An 18,897-nucleotide genomic window follows, 5' to 3' on the forward strand; every position below is an offset into this window, starting at 1 on the left:
AGCAATATGGATACAACCAATTACAGCTTAACAAAATTATGGCCTGAGTTTTCCAGGCTTTGGGCTGGTGACTTTACCTCGCCGGAGGGCCTAAGTGCGGTATTTATAGCGCTGTTATTCGCCTTGGCAATATTCTTTTCAGTGATGTCTGTCATCAACTATTTTCGGGCAAGCCGGCATTTACGTTTTTATAAACGATTACTAAAAGGGCTGACGCTAGAGCAGTTGTTGGATAAGCGCCGTGAGTTGGTGAATACCGCCTTACAGAACCAAACCTATGGCCGTTTATGGCGCGAGTTTGATGAATCTTTGGTGCATATTCCGCAAAAGCAGAGATTGTGCAATACATTGGATGCCGGTCACTTTTTTAATACCCATACCATATCGCGTGGTTTAACCGAAAACCGCTTGCTAGCTGCGGTGCCAGGTTTTCTAACGGCTATTGGCGTTATTGGTACTTTTGCCGGTTTGCAGCTGGGTTTGGGGCCGCTTGGTGCGCTGGACCCGGCTAATGCCAAAGTGGATGATTTAACCCACGGTATTTTCGGCATGATTGGTGGTGCTTCTATCGCCTTTATGACCTCGGTATGGGGCGTATTAATCAGTGTGCTATTTAACTTCTTTGAAAAATGTTTAGAGCGCAATATTCGTTCTGCTATCAGCTCATTTCAAAACGAAGTGGATTATCTGTACCCGCGCATTACCGCAGAGCAAAGCCTTTCAAACATTGAAGATTTTACCCGCCAGAGTAATGAGCGGTTAGCTGTGCTGGATGAGAAAATTGGCAATAAAATGCAGGAGGCGATGAAAGAAGCGTCGAATGTTATTAGTGATAGCGTGGCGAATAGCTTGAACACCATATTGGGGCCTGCTATTGAGCGTTTGGTAGATAACGCACATTCAGGGTCAGAAAAGGCATTAGAGACATTACTTGACCGTTTTTTACAAGGGGTTGGTTCTGCCGGCGATTCACAAAAAGCCATGATGGAGCAGGCTGCAAAAGAAATAGCCGCAGCTTCTGTGGGTATGACTGATGGTTTGAATCAGTTTGCCACCAAACTTGATGGCCAGGTAAACAGCATGATGCAAAGAAATGCCGATGTGCTTAACCAGGTTAATGGCGCGGTGCAGCAGCAGCTTGAATCGCAAAGCCAGCAGGAAAAGCAGCGTCAGGAGCAGCTTAGCAATAGTATGGCTGACTTCATGGGCGGCCTGAAAACCCAATTGTCAGCATTAGCTGAGCAAAATGCCATGACGCTGAAAACTGTGCAGGGTGAGCTGTCCGGCCAAATAGCAGAGCAGCAAAGCCGTGAAGCTGAGAGGCAGCAACGGCTGCAACAACAGCAAGAAGCACAAAGCCAGCTGGAAAAACAACGTCAGGAGCAGTTAACCGGCAGTATGGCAGACTTTATGGGCAGCCTTAAAACCCAACTGTCAGTGTTAGCTGAGCAAAATGCCAGCACTCTTAAAACTGTGCAGGGTGAGTTATCCGGTCAGATGGAGCAGCAGCAAGGCCGGGAGTTGGCGAGGCAGAAACAACTGCAAGAACAGCTTTCAGGGTTTCAAGCTGCGCAAGAGCGGGTAACTCAAAGTATTGATAATGTGCTTGCGGTGCAACAGCAGCAAAACACAGAGTTACTAACAGGACTACGGGCAGTTATTGACCGTTTTGAACAGCTTTCAGGAAGTCACCAAAGCGCCACTTCAGCAATGCAGACTGTGTCGGCTGAATTAAAAGCCGGTTCAAACCAATTGGGATTGCTGTCGACAAATCTTAAAGCGGCTATTGAAACTTTGGGCAAGCAATTGTTAGATGCTGTTGAGGCTGCAGACGATGTAACTAAGAGTAATGCAACAACATCTGAAGTGTTTACGCAAGTTTTGGGATCACTGCAACAGGCGGGCGATCACATTACTACTGCATCTGGCACATTAAATGAGGCCGCTGGTAAAGCAGAGAGCGGTTTTATTGCGGTCGATAAGCATTTTAATACCTTGGCACAATCACTACAGTCGCATTTAACTGAAGTACAACAGCAAGTTGCTGACTTACTTAGCAACTATAGTGATCGCGTTAAAGATCAAACTGTAGCGCGGCTTAACACCTGGAACGAACACACCAACAATTACATTTCATCTATGACCGATGCTGTAAGAACACTAAGCGGTGTAGTGGATGAAATAGACGGAAAAGTCAGCCGGCGTAATGAAGGTGCCTCTGTATGAGAGGAGTAAACGGCCGCGGCAGTAATCATCAGGTTGATGAAGAGAATCCTTATTGGATCTCTTTCTCAGACATCATGGCCGGTTTATTGGTGATTTTTGTACTGGCAGCGGTGGCGTTAATTCTGGAGCTGACGCAAAAGAGTGAGCAGTGGGATGAAGCTATTCGAGAAATTGCCAAAGCCGAGCAGGTAAGAAAGGATTTACTGCGGGAGATAGAGCAAGAGCTTAATGCGATGAATATTCCGGTGAAAATAAGCGATAACGATACTGTTCTGCGTATTCCTGAAGATGTTCTGACCTTTGCACAGGGCCGCTTTGATATTCCGGATGATGAGCGTTCGCAGCAAAATGCTTTGGATATAGGCAGGGTGTTATTTAATAGCATTACCAGGGAAGAGCGCTGGAAATACCTGGATACTATTTTTGTTGAGGGGCATACCGACCCGGTGCCGTATCGCAACCAGGCGATTAAAGGTAACTGGGGACTATCGACATTTCGTGCCATTTCCGTGTGGAATTACTGGAACCAGGCAATGTCAGAAAGCTCCCGTCTGGATGCTTTGACCAACCATGTTGGTAAAAAATTGTTCTCGGTTAGCGGTTATGCTGAAACCCGGCCTGTACCGTGCTCTGTCGGCAGTACAGAAATAACGGATGGCAGCTTATGCCCTGATGGCGTAATGACGGATGAAGAATCGCTGCGCAAAAATCGCAGGATTGATATTCGCTTTACCGTGCGCCGGCCGGCGTTAGAAGATTATCAAGCCGTAAAACAGGTGATGAACTAACGATGCGCTTGCCTGATTTACTCTTTAATCTGCCTGATTGGAAAGACTCGGACTTTACGCTGGTAAAAGATGCCGAGAAAAAGGTAAAGCTTATTGGCCGTAAAGCAGGCACGGGCTCAGACACTTTTCAAAAGGCTTGCTTAAAGTTACTTAATATTGTGTTACAGGGGCGCACAGAGCAGCTTGTTGCAAACATTAATAACGCTGTTGATGTTAGGGCTTTTACCTATTTGCTCGGTGCGTCGGAGGAATTTGTCAAACATGTTTCTTTGACCCATGCTCTGCTGGATGTATTGGTATTGCCGCGTAACCCGATCAGCAAGTTAACTCTGCTGCAGTTGATCCGCGCTTATTTCGTTCGCTATGACACTGTCGCCAATACTCAGGTATTGGCGGATTGGTGCACTTTTATCTGCTTGCAGCTTAATCAACTTCATCTAACTGCTGCGCCAAGTGACTTAGCCTCTTACATTAAGCATGCATCAGTATTGTTTTCGGCCGCAGGCCCATCAGAGGTGGTGGCATTTGCCAAAAACAAGCAGAGTGATTTAGATGGTGTGTTGCGAGAGCTGGGTCTTAATGGCTTTAGTAATGGCCGTTTTCTTACCTTGTGCCGCTATCAGTATTACCTTGAAACATTAAAAACCATGCCTGTTGGTGCCGAGCACGAGATCCTGCATGAGGTTGTAAAAAAAGACGTGGTAAATGCCCCGTTTGATGAGGGGCATTTACTTGGCCATGCCATTTTAGAAATTCTTATTGACCGCTCTGCTGGTGCAGCCATTTCGGCTGCCTGGCAAAGTGCCATCCTGACTATTGCTGGCGACCCTAGGGTGCCAACATCAAACCCCAACTATCAAAAATGGTGGGTATTGTTAGGAGAGCAACGTATTGGCTTAATGCGTGGCTGGTTGAGCCGTTTTGACCTCGCCTTGTTTTTGAAGGTACTTGAGCAAAGTGCCCGGGATGGCAACATCGGCGATATGGAGCGCATGTTCGAACCACGTAAGCAGTTTATGGAGGGCTTACTTGAACAAGGGCTGGTAAGCCATTCGCGGTTGTTTTTAAGCAGGCATGCAGAACATTATTTGCGACGTTCATTTAAAAAAGAAGAGTTGCCTGAATATGCACTGGTAGATTCGGCTGAAACCTCGATGATCTATTTAAACCTTGCAGGTAAGGTGCACATGATTGAGGGTAGCCACAGCTTCAAGCTGAAATTGCTGGATAAATTGCCAGCTCAATTCAAGCTGCTGGACTACGGCAAACGGCTTTATTTTGACTCCGAATTCAGGGCGAAAATCGCCCGTATTTATCATGAAGAGTTCGGCTACCGTCGGGGGGTAGAAGAGCTGACGCATGATGTGCACTTGAATTGGCAATATAACGCCATTCGTTTCTTAGCCGAACAGGGGATTTCGGTCTCTGTACATGAGTTAATTGGTGCGGCGCGGTATCGAGAATATAAGTCGAAGTTTGGAGTGTATTAGTATGGGGATCCGCGATCTTATTCAGAGCTTTAAATCATCAGGCCAAGCAAATTTATTGCGCTGGCGTGTAGACCCGGTAGAAGGCGTCGACTTTATTATTGACCGTAAAGTGCTTGCTGATGAAGAAGGCTATGCGATAAAAAACCCTTACTTTGGTATGCAACTGGCTTACCTCAAAGGCATGGTAGAGCAGAGTAAGGCAGCAAGAAACGCCAATGGCTTTACCATTTTATCGGCAGAAATTGTCGGGCTGGGTGACGACTTCATTTCACTGTTTGATTTTCCTGACTTTTACTCTGGCAGTTATACCACCCGGATTGAAGGCAACACCGGCAAGTCGGCATTTAAAGTTGCGCTTGAGCTGGTATTACCTGATGGCGATATTGTTTCTCGCTTCAGTGTTCACGGCCCTTTGCTTAGATTAGCTGAGAATGAGATGTATATGCTACAGCCTGCAGATTGGCGGGCTTTGCAGGCACTTAAATATCATGAAAGCTTACCTGCAGATAAGCGCGGTGAGTATGAAAACAATTGGTTAATATTCCAGCTGCAGTTGGCAAAGCGCTCTGGTATGAAAATTAACCTGGCTCATTTTGACAATATTGACATTGTTCAGCCAGATACGGTTGGCGTGGCGGTTGAGACTTTGCCGAACGGTGACCTAATGCTTACACCCGCTTTTGGCGCAGGCTTTAATATTGACGATATTAAAAGCCGGTTGAGGCAGTTTAGCGCTGATGATACGCATTGCATTTTAAGGGTTAAAAACAAGTTTGTGTTGTTGGACAAAAAGAGACTTGAAGCCGCGCAAGAAATCTTGACAAACCGGCGTATCCCAAAAGCCCAAGTTGCTTCATTTCTACGAGCACCGACTGCCTATTTAAATGCGTCATTAATCGACCTGGACACCGGGTTTTCGTTGCGGGTGCATGGTGCAGAAAAATTTAGTCAGCGCTATTTTGGTGATGTTGAGAAATCTGGCGTCAATTGGTTTGGCAAGGCTGATGACTTTATAGAACCGCCTGAGCAGTTAACAACCATTATTGAAGATCAGCAGAAGTTCGACGAGGTAAAAGCATTATTTGAGGACGCCAAGCAAACTGGTGCTGAACTTATTGAAGTTGATGGCCACGTTATTGATGTATCCGACCCACAAAAAGTGCAGCGAACGCTTGATGATATTCAAGATGCCATTGTTGAGGGGCGAATTAGTCCACAACCGCCAGAGCCAGGCTTAACCGATGACGAAACTCCTGTTGCTGTCGAAAAAGCAGTTGTTGCTATAGACAGCAATGACGACAGTATCGAATACAGCAAGGACTCTCGTGTTACCGGCCTGGATTTAACACAGGTAAGTTTTGCACAAGACAATCTCAAACGTTTGCCTTATCCGCATCAGGAAGAGGGGATCCGTTGGTTGCTGGCTCATTTAGAACAGATCAGTAAAGCCGGCGAGCCCAGCGGTGCTTTACTGGCAGACGATATGGGCCTGGGTAAAACCTACATGACGTTAGTGGCCGTCGCAGAGTGGTATAAACGCTGCAGCCAGCGCAACGTATCGCAAAAGCCGGTGCTGATTGTCGCGCCATTAAGCCTTATGGAAAACTGGCAGGCAGAAGTTGATGTGACTTTTGACAAGTCACCTTTTAGCGATATGGTTGCCCTGCAAGCAGGCGGTGATCTGACCCGTTTCAGGGTAGAAGGCGCTGGCCGTGAAACGTTGCAGGAGTTTGAAGATGACGACCGGATCCAGGATGCCGAGTCTATTCGCTACGCGCTAAAAGTGGGTAAGGTATATGGCTCTGATCGGTTGGACATGCCTCGACGTCTTGTACTAACTACATATCAGACACTCAGAGATTATCAGTTTTCGTTAAGCCGGGTTGACTGGAGCATCGTTGCTTTTGACGAAGCACAGAACCTTAAAAATCCAAATGCATTATCTACCCGCGCCGCCAAGGGCCTAAAGGCTGATTTTAAGCTGTTGGCAACAGGCACACCGGTAGAGAATACACTGAAAGATTTTTGGTGTTTATTTGATACAGCTGTTCCAGGCTTGCTCGGTGCTTGGCAAACATTCAGAAAGGATTTTATTGCCCCGATCCTGGCGGCTTCCCCAGAGCAAGTAAATCAAGTTCGTATCGACGTTGGGCGAGAGCTGCGTAAGAAAGTGGGTGATTACATGCTAAGGCGGACTAAAGCAGAGAAGCTAAAAGGTTTGCCGGAAAAACGCATTTTTAATGGCGATGTAAAGGCTGGTGAAGGAAAGTATTTGCCTTTGTTATCAGCCGTGATGTCTGGGCCTCAACTGGATTATTACGATACCATCATCAGCAGGGTTAAAACCTGTAAACCTGAAGACAAGCGAGCCGTAATTCTGCCAAGTTTACGGCAGTTAAAGGTCGCCAGTATCCATCATGAAATAGATGCTAAATTGGCTATTCCTAAAGCAAACAATGACTTGTTAAAGCAAGCACAGTTATCAGTAAAACTGCAGTCTGTGGTTGCGATACTTAAAGAAATAGAGAAACGTGCTGAAAAGGTGTTGGTGTTTGCCGAAACTAAAGCTGTTCAGGCTTATGTTTGTGCACTTGTAACAAGCCTATTCAAAGTGCAGGTGGAAACCATTAATGGCGATACCCAAGCCGTCGCAACCAAGCAAGAAACGCAAACCCGCAAATCGATCATAGACCGTTTTCAAACTGCGCCTGGATTTGGCGTTATTGTAATGTCTCCCGTTGCTGCAGGGGTTGGCTTGACTGTTGTTGGAGCAAACAACGTTATCCATCTTGAGCGGCACTGGAACCCGGCAAAAGAAGCTCAGGCAACCGATAGGGTGTATCGAATAGGGCAGACACGAGATGTCAATGTGTATATCCCTATGGCTTTGCATCCGAGCTTGCGTTCATTTGACCAGCATTTAAACGGCTTATTGGCGAATAAAGTGGATTTAAGTGATGCGGTAGTTGCCAACCCTAGTATAGAGGCTACAGATCTTGCAGGGTGCTTTTAAATGCACCATCAAGTATGCGTCACTAATGCTTCAACCGATGGGTTAGACATCGACTTAGCACTTTTACCAGCAGAGCTCGGCAAGTATTCACTTTTGAATAAAACGCTTAAAGTATTAAGAATCTTTTGTTTATTACCTAAAACATAAAAAGGATAGATCATGTTTAAAAGTACAATTTTTATTGCAAGCCTTTTGTTTGTTAACTCTACAGTAGCAAATGCAGACGAAGCAGAAAGTTTTGTAAAAAAGAGCCGTAATGGTTATTGCCATTACAATACGAGTGACTTTTATACCCGCACCATGAACTATGAAAAATTCGATACATTATCTTCCTGTCTAGAATCTGGCGGTAAAATCCCTCCAACAAATTCAAACGACCATACTGCGCCGGAAGTGAAGATGAGCCGTTCAATGATTTGCCATGATAAAAGTAGTGCATTTTATGAACAAACAAAAAACTTTGTTGCATTTGAAAGTTTGGAAGCTTGCCGGTTTAACGGCGGCAAATAGTCCGATTGAAGCTGATTTTTTGTTATTCGATAGTTTGGTTTAAAAGGAATTTGTGTTGAGTTCAAGCAGTACTCAAGCCTCAGAAAATTACAGGACAGTTAACCCCCATTGGTTTATGCGCCTGTTTGGCGCTAAGCCGACTAGTTTGCAGTTAGTTGACGCGCAATTAATGTTGACCACTGCAAACGGGCAACGTTATGTCGTCAAGCCTGAATCTCTGGCTAACAACAATACAATGAACACTGGTTTATTTTTTTCTGATTTACGTTTAGCTTCAGATCAGGGCGTTGTTTTAGTAAAAGGGTTACCAAAACAAGCCTGCGAAGAGCATTTAAGTTGGCTGACCAGCATATGGTTTCGCCAGCTTACCCCAGTAATGTTGCAAGTTTTGGCAGAAATACAAAGCTTATTGGACGAGGGCTACCCCAGAACGTCAAGGCTTAAGCGAGTTGTAGCGTTGGCACGGCAAGCGATAAAGCAGTTCAGGAGATTGCCTGATAAAACAGCTTATCCAGCAATTGATTTCACGCCTTTTGAAGCATTGCAGTTTAGAGCTGAGTGGGGGGAAGCTGATTTTATTTGGCTAAGAGAACGATATCTTCAGCAGCAATTGACTATTCACCAACATTATTTTGATGAGGTTGAAAGCAAACCGCTAACAGAACGACAACGGCACGCTTGTGTGATCGATGAGGATAATAATCTGGTTTTAGCTGGGGCTGGCACTGGAAAAACCAGCACTATGGTAGGCCGTGCAGGATATTTACTGCAAAGTAGCCAGGCACGCGACGATGAAATTCTCATGCTGGCATTTGCCAATAAAGCCGCAGTTGAAATGCAGGAACGGATTGAAAAACGGCTGGGTGATTGTGGTATTACGGCGAGTACATTTCACAAGCTGGGCAAAGATATTATTGCCAGTGTTGAGGGAAAACAACCTTCTCTTACGCCACTTGCTGATGACGATAAGCTGCTGGCAAAGCATGTAAGTGACTGGTTTGAAGAGCATTTAAAGCAACCTGTTTATCAAAAATTGGTGCTGGATTATTTCCAGAATTACCTGTACCCGGTTAATAATGCCTTTGATTTTGAAAGTGAAGGGGCGTATTTCGATTACATACTGGCCAATGATATCCGCACGCTTAAAGGCGAGAAGGTAAAAAGTTTGGGCGAGTGCCTGATTGCGAATTACCTGCTCAGGCAAGGTATTGAATATCAATATGAGGCAAGTTATGAACACCCCACAGCAGATGTGTTCTTTCGCCAGTATCAGCCGGATTTCTATTTATCAGATCACGGTATTTATATTGAGTTTTACGGTATTGACCGTCAAGGCAATACTGCACCTTATGTAAACCGGCAAGCCTATCATGAAGGCATGGCCTGGAAGCAGCAATTACACCAAAAGCACGGGACGAAGCTTGTCACCTTGTATCACTATCAACATCTGGACGGTACGTTATATTCCGAACTGGATAAACAATTCGCGAACTTTGGCGTTAAGCCAGAACCATTGCCGCCAGAAGCGGTGCTTGAGACGTTGAGAGAGTTTGGTGCGATATCGGCTTTTGCACTGCTGCTAACTGATTTGCTAAAGCGCTACCGGGCTAATTGTTACGAACCGGGGCAGTTGGATAAGGCCATCGATGCGGCTGACAACCCGCAACAAGTTCAAGCTGCGTTATCATTGCTTTTACCGGTAGTTGATGATTATCAGCGCTTACTGGCTAGGAACAACCATATCGATTTTGACGACATGATAGGCAAAGCCCTTAGTTATGTAAAAAGCGGGCGCTTTAAAAGCCGTTGGAAGTATTTACTGGTTGATGAATTCCAGGATATTTCCGATGCCAGAGCCCGGTTGGTTATGTATTTGCGTGATAGCGTGCCTGGGGCGTCACTGTTCTGCGTAGGTGATGATTGGCAGGCCATTTATCGTTTTACCGGTAGTGATTTGCAGTTTACCACTGACTTTGTTTCGCGGTTTGGTCCCACTCAAACTACACCTTTGGATCTGACCTTTCGTTTTAACAATAGTATCAGCGATGTCGCCTCACGTTTTGTGCTACAAAACCCTACGCAGGTCAGAAAACAGCTGAATACCTTAACCCGTGTGACTAAACCGACCGTCTCGTTAATGCGAGCGGATAACCGCATTAGCCCGGGAGAGCCTGACCGAATAGAAAAAGTACTGCAAAAGATCAGCACGATTGCAGAACCCGGTAGTACAATTTACCTGTTGGGTCGGTTTGGCTTTAACTTACCAGATTATGCCGAATTAAAACGTTTATCCCGCCAATTTAACCAGTTAAAACTGGAGTGCTTTAGCATTCACGCGTCAAAAGGTAAAGAAGCTGACTATGTCGTCATTCTGGGATTAGAAAGCGGCAAGCATGGGTTCCCCTCACAGAAAGTAACGCATCCACTGCTGGAGGCCTTATTGCCAGCTAAGGAACAATTTGAATATGCTGAAGAGCGACGGCTGTTTTATGTTGCGTTAACCCGCGCCAGACATCGGGCATATCTTATTACCGATATGGCCGTTGCATCTGAATTTGTAGTCGAGTTAATAAACGACAAGTATCCGCTGGAACTGAATGAATTTGAAACGTCATTAAGCCAGCAGCTATTCCATCTAATCAAATGCCTTAAATGCAAAACCGGTAGCATGGTGCCAAGAGCCGGGCAGTTTGGTGCCTTCTTCGGTTGTAACAAATACCCGCTGTGTAACCACAAAGAGCGCGGCTGCAGCAAATGCAGTTCGCCGATGAAGCGAGAAGGCCGCTTCAAAGTTTGTTTGAATGATAGCTGTAATAGCTGGGTGCCGGTTTGCCCAAGCTGTGGCGCGGAATTGGTGCAGCGCACCGGCCCTTATGGCACTTTCTGGGGATGTAGGAACTACCGCAAAGAAGGTGAGAGCTGTAGCCACAAAGAGCAAGTGATTGAATTTAAGGGGCCCATGGTAAAAGGAACATAAACGTCGGCTCTGGGCTGAATTGTTAGCCCTTTTTTTATATCTGTTTGATAGAACTTATATTCACCAAATAGAAACACGAAAAGAAAAATTTTTTTAGCTTTGATCATTGCCATGTCAGAACATCATTGAGTTAACCATTAATTTTGTTCTGAGATTTTCTTCTTAGTCAGAATGGCTAGAAGCATTTTGCTAACTGATTTTTTATGATCCTAAAAGACAAAACCCAAACCAGCTCTGCATCTATCAAGCACGACGCTGGCATTAAGCAAGAACATGATGTGGCGCTTTACCTGCGCCGTGCTTATAAGAACAGTGAGCAGGTCATGGTGCTTAATGATCTGAGTATTGAGCATGATGGCGAAAGCGCGCAGATAGACCACCTTATTGTGTATACCTATGGCTTTATCGTGGTGGAGTCAAAAAGTATTCGCGGTGAGGTGAATGTAAACGAATACGGTGAGTGGACTCGCAGCTACAAAGGGCAGTGGAGTGGCATGCCATCGCCGATTAAGCAGGCAGAACTGCAGCTTAAACTGTTAAAGCAGTACCTGTGTGTCAATACCGAAAAAGTTATCGGTAAGTTCTTAGGTATTCAGCAAGGCCTGGGTGCACGTTGTTATGACGTTTTTTGTGCTATTTCAAGCGATGCCATAATCGACCGTTCCAACGCACCGAAAGATATTGCTGATAAGCTGGTAAAGTCTGAGTTTATTGCCGACGCGCTGGACAAGAAGATGAACTTTAAGAAGTTCTATAACGTTGTCGGCAAGATAGCCGATACCCGGCCAAGTTTCAGTCAAGACGAATTTAACCATGTATGCGTCACAGTGAAGTTGAAAAGGCAAGAATTATGGCACCCTTAAAAGGGAATTTTATGTATGTCAGTGAGTTAACTAGAAGTGTAAAGTGGTTGCGGGAGCCCTGATCTTTATGAAGAGGAACCGACGACCTTCAGTCTGTTGAATTTCAGATACAAAAAAACCAGCATAAGCTGGTTAAGATGTTGGTTGCGGGAGCCCTGATCTTTATGAAGAGGAACCGACGACCTTCGGCTTGTTGAATTTCAGATACAAAAAAACCTACGTTAAAGTAGGCTTGGATGTTAGTTGCGGGAGCCCTGATCTTTATGAAGAGGAACCGACGACCTTCAGTCTGTTGAATTTCAGATACAAAAAAACCAGCATAAGCTGGTTAAGATGTTGGTTGCGGGAGCCCTGATCTTTATGAAGAGGAACCGACGACCTTCGGCTTGTTGAATTTCAGATACAAAAAAACCTACGTTAAAGTAGGCTTGGATGTTGGTTGCGGGAGCCGGATTTGAACCGACGACCTTCGGGTTATGAGCCCGACGAGCTACCAGGCTGCTCCATCCCGCGTCCGTATATTACCCTTGAGCAGTGAAGGTAATAGTTTGATTTGCAAGACGTTAATTGATGACCTTTGGAATAAACAAGTCACAATTGGTTGCGGGAGCCGGATTTGAACCGACGACCTTCGGGTTATGAGCCCGACGAGCTACCAGGCTGCTCCATCCCGCGTCCGTCATTGCGGGGCGCATCTTAGTGTTTTTGCAGGCGGCATGCAAGGGCTTATCTGGTTTTATTTTTAATAACGCGCTCAACTGCTGCTTTGTTATACAAGGCGCTGCTTAATGCAGCAAAAAGTGGTGAATAAGCCGCTGTGAAAAAGCCAACCGGTTGAAGCTGCTCTTCTGCTATACTGTGCGCCATTTTTGTTTCGGGTGTATTAGCAATGCTGCAATTCTGGGCGTTAACGTCTAAAGGCGTAGAAGAGCTGTTGGCGGATGAAATTCGTCAGCATGGTGGGGAAGTATTAAAAGTAACCATGGGCGTGGTGCGCTTTACAGCTGAGCTGCGCACGGCTTACCAACTGTGTTTATGGTCGCGCCTGGCGACGCGGGTGTTACGCCTTATACAGTCTGAGCCGGTTACCGCCGACAGCGACTTGTATCAGGTGGCGCAGAAAATCGACTGGCTGCAACATATGGCGCTGCGCAACACCTTAGCGGTAGAGTGCGTTGGTAAACACCCGAAAATAGACAACACCCAGTTTGGCGCTATCCGCTTAAAAGATGCCATTGTCGATCAGTTTCGTGAAGAAACTGGTAACCGGCCTGACGTAGACCGTATGGCACCGGATGTACGCTTTCAGGTACGGTTAGATAAAGCCCATTTTCACTTTTTACAGGACTTCTCTGGTCCGTCATTGCACCAGCGTGGCTACCGTGCAGGGCAGGGCGAGGCGCCATTAAAAGAGCATTTGGCTGCGGCGTTAATAAAACGCTCTGGCTGGCAAGTAGAGCAACCTCTATTCGACCCGTTTTGCGGCAGTGGCACCATTGTTATTGAAGCGGCGCTAATCGCGCTAAATAAAGCACCGGGTTTAAGCCGGGAAAAATTTGCCTTTGAAGGTTGGCCCGGCCATCGCGATGCTATATGGCAGCAGCTAAAACAAGACGCTAAAGCGGCAGAGCGTACGTTACCGGCAACGACACAGTTTTGGGGTTCTGACTTTGATGAGCGCAACTTAGCCAAAGCTAAACAAAATGCCGCCCGTGCCGGTGTTGCCACTTTGGTACAGTTTGATTATGCCGATGCTACTGCATTAAAAGCACCAGTGTGTAATACGCCAGGTGTTATTGTTACTAACCCGCCATATGGCGAGCGCTTAGGCGATTTGCCTTCGTTAATACCGCTATACAGCAAATTTGCGCTGGCATTAAAGCAGCATTATCAGGGCTGGCGCTTAGCCATTATTACTTCAAATACTGATTTACTGCGTGCGCTGCGTTTATCAAAAAGTAAAAGCTATAAATTTACCAATGGTCCGCTGGATTGTGATTTCACCTTGTTTGATTTAACCGAAAAACAAGTGGCGGTAAGCTCTGATGCACCGGCATTGTTTTTTAGTGAAAGCAGCTCTTTTGGCAACCGGTTGGCAAAAAACCTGAAACAACTACAAAAATGGGCCAATAAAGAAGGCTTAAGTTGTTACCGCTTATACGATGCCGATATCCCTGAATATAACGTGGCAGTCGATTGGTACGACGGTGAAGTCGTGGTGCATGAATATGCAGCACCGGCCACGGTAGATGAGCAGGTATCGCAAAAACGCTTATTTGATGTGGTAAACCAGGTGCCGCAGGTGCTGGGAATTAACTCTGATAAGATGATTTTAAAGGTGCGTGAAAAGCAAAAAGGCACTTCGCAGTATCAGGCACTAAATAAAGCCGGCCAGTACAAAGAAGTTACCGAATACGGCGCTAAGTTCTTAGTTAACCTGCGCGATTATTTAGATACTGGATTGTTTTTAGATCACCGCATCACACGCAGAATGATCCAGCAGCAAGCTAAAGGCAAAACGGTATTAAACCTGTTTGCTTACACCGGCAGTGCGTCGGTACATGCTGCTATTGGTGGCGCGGCCAGTGTTACCACGGTTGATATGTCCAATACTTATTTAGACTGGGCCAAGCGCAACTTCACTATTAACGGCTTAACCGGCAAGCAATATCAGTTTGAACAGGCCGACTGCCTGCAGTGGTTAAGCCGCTGCCGTGCGCAGTTTGATTTGATTTTTGTCGACCCGCCGACCTTTTCTAACTCGAAACGGATGCAGGACAGCTGGGATGTACAGCGCGATCACGTTAACTTATTAAACCTGCTAACGGCGCGCCTGGCACCGGGTGGTAAAGTGATTTTCTCTAACAATAAACGCCGCTTTAAAATTGATACGCAGGCGTTGAATGACGCTGGCTGGCAAGTTAAAGATATTTCAGCGGCTACCTTGCCGGAAGATTACAAGCGCAACCCGAATATACATGTCTGCTTTGAGTTAACTCGCTAACGCTATGCGCCCGGCATTAACCTTGTACAGTACCTGGGGTTGTCATCTGTGCGAGCAAGCAGAGCACCTATTACTACAGGCTGGCCTGGCCGGGCAGTTTCAGGTGGTTGATATTGTTGATGATGAAGCGGCTTTTGCACGTTATCGCGTGGCGATACCAGTGCTAAAGCAGGCTGACAACGAATTGTACTGGCCGTTTGATGCGCGCCAGCTTGATAGATGGTTAAAGGATGTAAGGTAGTGGAATTATTACGTTTTCAGCAAGCGTGTCTGGCTTTTGGTACGCACCCGATTTTAGACCATGTTGATTTTAGCTTGTTTAGCGGCGAGCGAGTGTGTTTGGTAGGCCGCAATGGCGCCGGCAAATCGTCATTTTTAAAATTGCTGACCGGTCAGCAAAATTTGGATGATGGCCAAATCGTGGTAAATACCGGGGTGGTATTAAGCCGCTTAGAGCAAGATCCGCCAGCAAAAATGGAGATGAAAATTGCTGATTTTATCCGTGAGGGCGCCGGTGATTTGGCGCAGATAGCACAGCAATTTTATACCTTATCGGAAAATTTAGACGGCGCCAGTGATGCTGATTACCGCTTGTTTGAGCAACTACAAGCGCAAATGGATACCCGTGATGGCTGGGGGTTGGAGTCACGTGTGGCTGATTTATGCCAGCAGTTTGATATGAACCCCGATGCCAGTTTAGCTACCTTGTCGGGTGGCTGGTTACGCAAAGCGGCACTGGCACGGGCTTTAGCTGCCAGACCGGATATTTTATTACTGGATGAGCCAACTAACCACCTGGATGTTGCGGCGATCCAGTGGCTGGAGCAGTTCTTATTGAATTTCTCCGGCGCCATTATCTTTATTTCGCACGATAGAGCCTTTATCCGCGCGCTGGCCAGTCGCATTATAGACTTAGACCGGGGGCAATTAACCTCGCATCCGGGCAATTACCAGGAATACCTCGACCGCAAACAAAAAATGCTGGAAGACGAGCAGCAACACAATGCGCTGTTTGATAAAAAGCTGGCCGACGAAGAGGTGTGGATCCGTCAGGGTATTAAAGCCCGCCGCACCCGCAACGAAGGCCGGGTTAGGGCGCTTAAAGCGCTACGCCGCGAACGTGCCGAGCGGGTAGAAACCTTAGGTAAAGTCGATTTTAATATCGAGCAGGCCGATCGCTCTGGCAAGCTGGTGTTTGAAACTAAAGCCATTAGCTGTGGTTTTAATGGCAAAACCGTAATTGATAAACTCGACTTACTGGTAATGCGTGGCGATCGTATAGCCTTGGTTGGCCCTAATGGTGTAGGTAAGTCAACGCTGATTAAACTGCTATTAGGTGATTACAAGCATGATAGCGGCGAAATAAAGCGCGGTACTAATATTGAAGTGGCGTACTTTGATCAGCATCGCATCGCACTGGATTTAGAAGCCACAGTGCAGGACAACGTGGCTGAAGGTAAGCAGGAGATCATGCAAAACGGTAAAAGTCGGCATGTGCTTAGCTACCTGCAAGACTTTTTATTCCCTCCGGCACGCGCGCGTACACCGGTCAAAGCCTTGTCTGGCGGTGAAAAAAACCGCTTATTGCTGGCTAAGTTATTCGCCAGACCAAGTAATTTACTGATCCTCGATGAACCTACTAACGATTTAGATGTAGAAACTCTGGAATTACTGGAAGATATTCTGCAGCAATACCAGGGCACCGTGCTACTGGTTAGCCACGACCGTGAATTTGTTAATAATACCGTTACCAGCTCGCTGTTATTCGCCGGACAGGGAAAAATTATTGAAATTGCCGGCGGCTACGACGATGTGATTGCCTATCAGCAACGCAATCAAACTACTGCAGCCGTACAAAAAGTGACAAAAAATAGCCCACCGACGGTCGAACAAACACCGGTGCAGGCTTCTGTTAGTAGCGCTAAGAAGTTATCATACAAAGAAAAGCGCGAGCTGGAAGAGTTACCGGCACTGATTGAACAGCTGGAAACCCAGCTGGCAGCATTGCAGTTTACCGTGAATGACGCCGAGTTTTTTAAACAAGGCGGCGAGCAAACCCAGAGCACGTTGAACCAATTACAACATACCGAGTCGAAGCTGGCGCAAGCGTACGCGCGCTGGGAAGAATTAGACGCATAAGAATTGAAGTATATTAGGGGCTTAGAATGAAGTTAACACGCATCAGTCTGGCGTTATTGCCGCTGTTAGGTCTGTGTTCGGTACAAGCGGCGGTTTACGAAGTCGTAAAGATTGGTGAAGTAGCAGAGGTAAAATCTACCTATGCAGCAGCGATGAACAATGCCGGTGATACGGTATTTAACGGTGCAATAAAATTGCAATCGCAAGATAATTTTGGCAATAGTTTTACTAATTATCAGTACTTTAATTTTCCAATCAATTTAGATGCTATCGATTTTGACAATGAAGCTGTGCAGGCGCTGTTTACTGACGAGCAACTGGCCAGTGTGTTAAATGGCAATATTGACAACGATATTTTGAGTATTCTATTAGGATCTAATCCTGGCTCGCAGCCCACTGGCAGTGCGCTGAATTTCCTGGCTAAAGATGAGCTTGCAGCACAAAACATAGTGATGCGTGATTTTACGCAGCCAAGCCGGACAAACAGCGAATACTTGTACGATATTAACAATTCCGGTGTTGCCGTTGGCGTTGCTACGGCGCCATTTAGTTATGACAGTTTCACGCCAGCAGCAACTGAGGCAATTCCTGAGCCTGTAGCACGCAATGTTTGGACACCGGCATTGTCTTATCAACTGGGCACCGTGGTTAAAGACGGCCAGGTATCGACTCTAGCGGCGCCTTATCAGGAATTGGGCGGTGGCTATACTGTCGCCAAGGCGATTAGTGATACCGGTATTATTGCCGGTTTTGGTAGCAGCGGTATGACCGAGGCGAATAAAACCGTAGTAGCGGCCGAATGTACCGGCGCTGCAACGCCGCAAGTAACCTGCTTTAATAATAGTGCCATTGCCGGTCGCTACGAGAAGCGGGCGATGACATGGCAGCTGCAGGCCGATGGCACCGCGGTATTTTCACAGCAGTTTGGCTTTTTGGGCGACAAAAATACCGGTACAGAATTTGCTGGTGAAGGTAATAATGTGGTTACTTATTACAGCGAAGCCAATGCTGTAAATAATAATGGTTTGGTTGTTGGTGTTTCAATGTATACCGACTCCGATCGCATCGTGCGTTATCAGGTGGGTTTTTCAGTATTTGATGCGATATACCGCCAGCCACATGCCAGTATTTTTGTTGACGGCCAGGTGCTGCCAATTGTCGACCCGGCCGAATGGTTTGTATTGTCGCGAGATGCCATTGGCAGTGCGGCGGTCGCTGTGAACAATAACGACATTATTGTGGGTTATGCCCGCAAAACTATTAATAGCGGTATTCGCAGTAAAATGTTTTATCACGATTACAGCTCGGGTAAGACAACATTCGTCGATGGTTTTTTTGCCAGTTCGACTACGGTTCCCAGAGCTATTAATGACAATAACCAAGTAGTTGGCCAGGCTGAAGTGATTGTGGGTAGTACAACTAGCCGACGGTCGCATGGCTTTATTTACGATATTACCACCGACAGTTTTGTCGACTTAAACACCCAGCTTAGCTGTAACTCACCTTATAATATTGTCGATGCGACAGATATTAATGACGACGGTGACATCTTTGCTACGGCAATAGTTAAGCAAGAGCGTAGAAATCTGGTTGGTGATGTTGTGCTGGACGCCCAAGGTAACCCATTGCTGGAAGATGTTGCTATTGCGGTAAAGCTTGAAGCCGTTGCCAACGGTCAAGCGGAAAATTGTGTAACCGAAGAAAACCAGTATGTGCGTAAGGGCGGTAGTGCCGGTTTTGTCAGTTTGTTGCTGGCAAGTATGTTGTTGTTACGCCGTCGGCGTAAAGCTTAAGTATAAAAAGCTGCTTCGGCAGCTTTTTTTATCTGTATCAGTCTGTTGCTTACCAGTGCTGCTGATTATTCCATTTAAACATTAAAAAGTAATT

Annotated in this window: 11 protein-coding genes and 2 tRNA genes; 11 read left to right on the forward strand and 2 right to left on the reverse strand. The window is 46.2% G+C overall.

The features are described from left to right. Window positions 1-6 precede the first annotated feature (6 nt). From zorA to I4W93_RS04535, 7 genes are all read left to right on the forward strand, one after another. Window positions 7-2,226, forward strand: coding sequence for an anti-phage ZorAB system protein ZorA (gene zorA, locus I4W93_RS04505; RefSeq protein WP_205310572.1), 2,220 nt, complete (start codon window positions 7-9; stop codon window positions 2,224-2,226). Beyond that, window positions 2,223-3,014 (forward strand): OmpA/MotB family protein, encoded by a 792-nt coding sequence (locus tag I4W93_RS04510; RefSeq protein WP_205310571.1) that lies wholly within the window; start codon window positions 2,223-2,225, stop codon window positions 3,012-3,014. Before zorA ends, I4W93_RS04510 begins: the two co-directional genes overlap by 4 nt. Before the next feature lie 2 nt (window positions 3,015-3,016). Next, complete coding sequence (locus I4W93_RS04515) at window positions 3,017-4,504, forward strand: EH signature domain-containing protein (RefSeq protein WP_205310570.1); 1,488 nt, start codon at window positions 3,017-3,019, stop codon at window positions 4,502-4,504. Window positions 4,505-4,559: 55 nt separating this feature from the next. Continuing rightward, a complete protein-coding gene (locus I4W93_RS04520; RefSeq protein WP_205310569.1) occupies window positions 4,560-7,517 on the forward strand; it encodes a DEAD/DEAH box helicase in 2,958 nt (985 codons plus the stop codon). A 159-nt stretch (window positions 7,518-7,676) separates the two neighbouring features. Beyond that, window positions 7,677-8,027, forward strand: coding sequence for a hypothetical protein (locus I4W93_RS04525; protein WP_205310568.1), 351 nt, complete (start codon window positions 7,677-7,679; stop codon window positions 8,025-8,027). A 145-nt stretch (window positions 8,028-8,172) separates the two neighbouring features. After that, the gene (locus tag I4W93_RS04530; RefSeq protein WP_205310567.1) at window positions 8,173-11,004 is read left to right on the forward strand and encodes a UvrD-helicase domain-containing protein; all 2,832 of its coding nucleotides are present in this window, start codon (window positions 8,173-8,175) and stop codon (window positions 11,002-11,004) included. A 203-nt stretch (window positions 11,005-11,207) separates the two neighbouring features. After that, complete coding sequence (locus tag I4W93_RS04535; protein ID WP_205310566.1) at window positions 11,208-11,867, forward strand: nuclease-related domain-containing protein; 660 nt, start codon at window positions 11,208-11,210, stop codon at window positions 11,865-11,867. 436 nt (window positions 11,868-12,303) lie between these two features. Here I4W93_RS04535 and I4W93_RS04540 read toward each other — a convergent pair. After that, window positions 12,304-12,380 (reverse strand) — tRNA-Met (locus I4W93_RS04540). Between the two features lie 85 nt (window positions 12,381-12,465). Further along, a tRNA-Met gene (locus I4W93_RS04545) sits at window positions 12,466-12,542 on the reverse strand. A 214-nt stretch (window positions 12,543-12,756) separates the two neighbouring features. On the opposite strand from I4W93_RS04545, the gene rlmKL reads away from it, so the two are divergent. Genes rlmKL through I4W93_RS04565 form a run of 4 tightly spaced genes read left to right on the forward strand, consistent with a single transcriptional unit; the run spans window position 12,757 to window position 18,803 of the window. After that, a complete protein-coding gene (rlmKL, locus tag I4W93_RS04550; RefSeq protein WP_205310565.1) occupies window positions 12,757-14,871 on the forward strand; it encodes a bifunctional 23S rRNA (guanine(2069)-N(7))-methyltransferase RlmK/23S rRNA (guanine(2445)-N(2))-methyltransferase RlmL in 2,115 nt (704 codons plus the stop codon). 4 nt (window positions 14,872-14,875) lie between these two features. Next, window positions 14,876-15,112 (forward strand): glutaredoxin family protein, encoded by a 237-nt coding sequence (locus I4W93_RS04555; protein ID WP_205310564.1) that lies wholly within the window; start codon window positions 14,876-14,878, stop codon window positions 15,110-15,112. After that, window positions 15,112-17,010: an ATP-binding cassette ATPase Uup gene (gene uup, locus I4W93_RS04560; protein WP_205310563.1), complete on the forward strand. Its 1,899-nt coding sequence runs from the start codon at window positions 15,112-15,114 to the stop codon at window positions 17,008-17,010. The genes I4W93_RS04555 and uup overlap by 1 nt, the downstream gene beginning before the upstream one ends. 26 nt (window positions 17,011-17,036) lie before the next feature. Then, window positions 17,037-18,803, forward strand: a complete 1,767-nt coding sequence (locus I4W93_RS04565) for a DUF3466 family protein (RefSeq protein ID WP_205310562.1) — start codon at window positions 17,037-17,039, stop codon at window positions 18,801-18,803. The last annotated feature ends 94 nt before the right edge of the window (window positions 18,804-18,897 follow it).

This window comes from Rheinheimera maricola (genome assembly GCF_016918075.2).
Classification (GTDB): domain Bacteria; phylum Pseudomonadota; class Gammaproteobacteria; order Enterobacterales; family Alteromonadaceae; genus Alishewanella; species Alishewanella maricola_A.

What these genes read in the sequence shown, in the direction of transcription:
- zorA (WP_205310572.1), top strand. Translation starts at nt 7, where the DNA reads ATGGATACAACCAATTACAGCTTAACAAAATTATGGCCTGAGTTTTCC.
- I4W93_RS04510 (WP_205310571.1), top strand. Translation starts at nt 2,223, where the DNA reads ATGAGAGGAGTAAACGGCCGCGGCAGTAATCATCAGGTTGATGAAGAG.
- I4W93_RS04515 (WP_205310570.1), top strand. Translation starts at nt 3,017, where the DNA reads ATGCGCTTGCCTGATTTACTCTTTAATCTGCCTGATTGGAAAGACTCG.
- I4W93_RS04525 (WP_205310568.1), top strand. Translation starts at nt 7,677, where the DNA reads ATGTTTAAAAGTACAATTTTTATTGCAAGCCTTTTGTTTGTTAACTCT.
- I4W93_RS04535 (WP_205310566.1), top strand. Translation starts at nt 11,208, where the DNA reads ATGATCCTAAAAGACAAAACCCAAACCAGCTCTGCATCTATCAAGCAC.
- rlmKL (WP_205310565.1), top strand. Translation starts at nt 12,757, where the DNA reads ATGCTGCAATTCTGGGCGTTAACGTCTAAAGGCGTAGAAGAGCTGTTG.
- I4W93_RS04555 (WP_205310564.1), top strand. Translation starts at nt 14,876, where the DNA reads ATGCGCCCGGCATTAACCTTGTACAGTACCTGGGGTTGTCATCTGTGC.
- I4W93_RS04565 (WP_205310562.1), top strand. Translation starts at nt 17,037, where the DNA reads ATGAAGTTAACACGCATCAGTCTGGCGTTATTGCCGCTGTTAGGTCTG.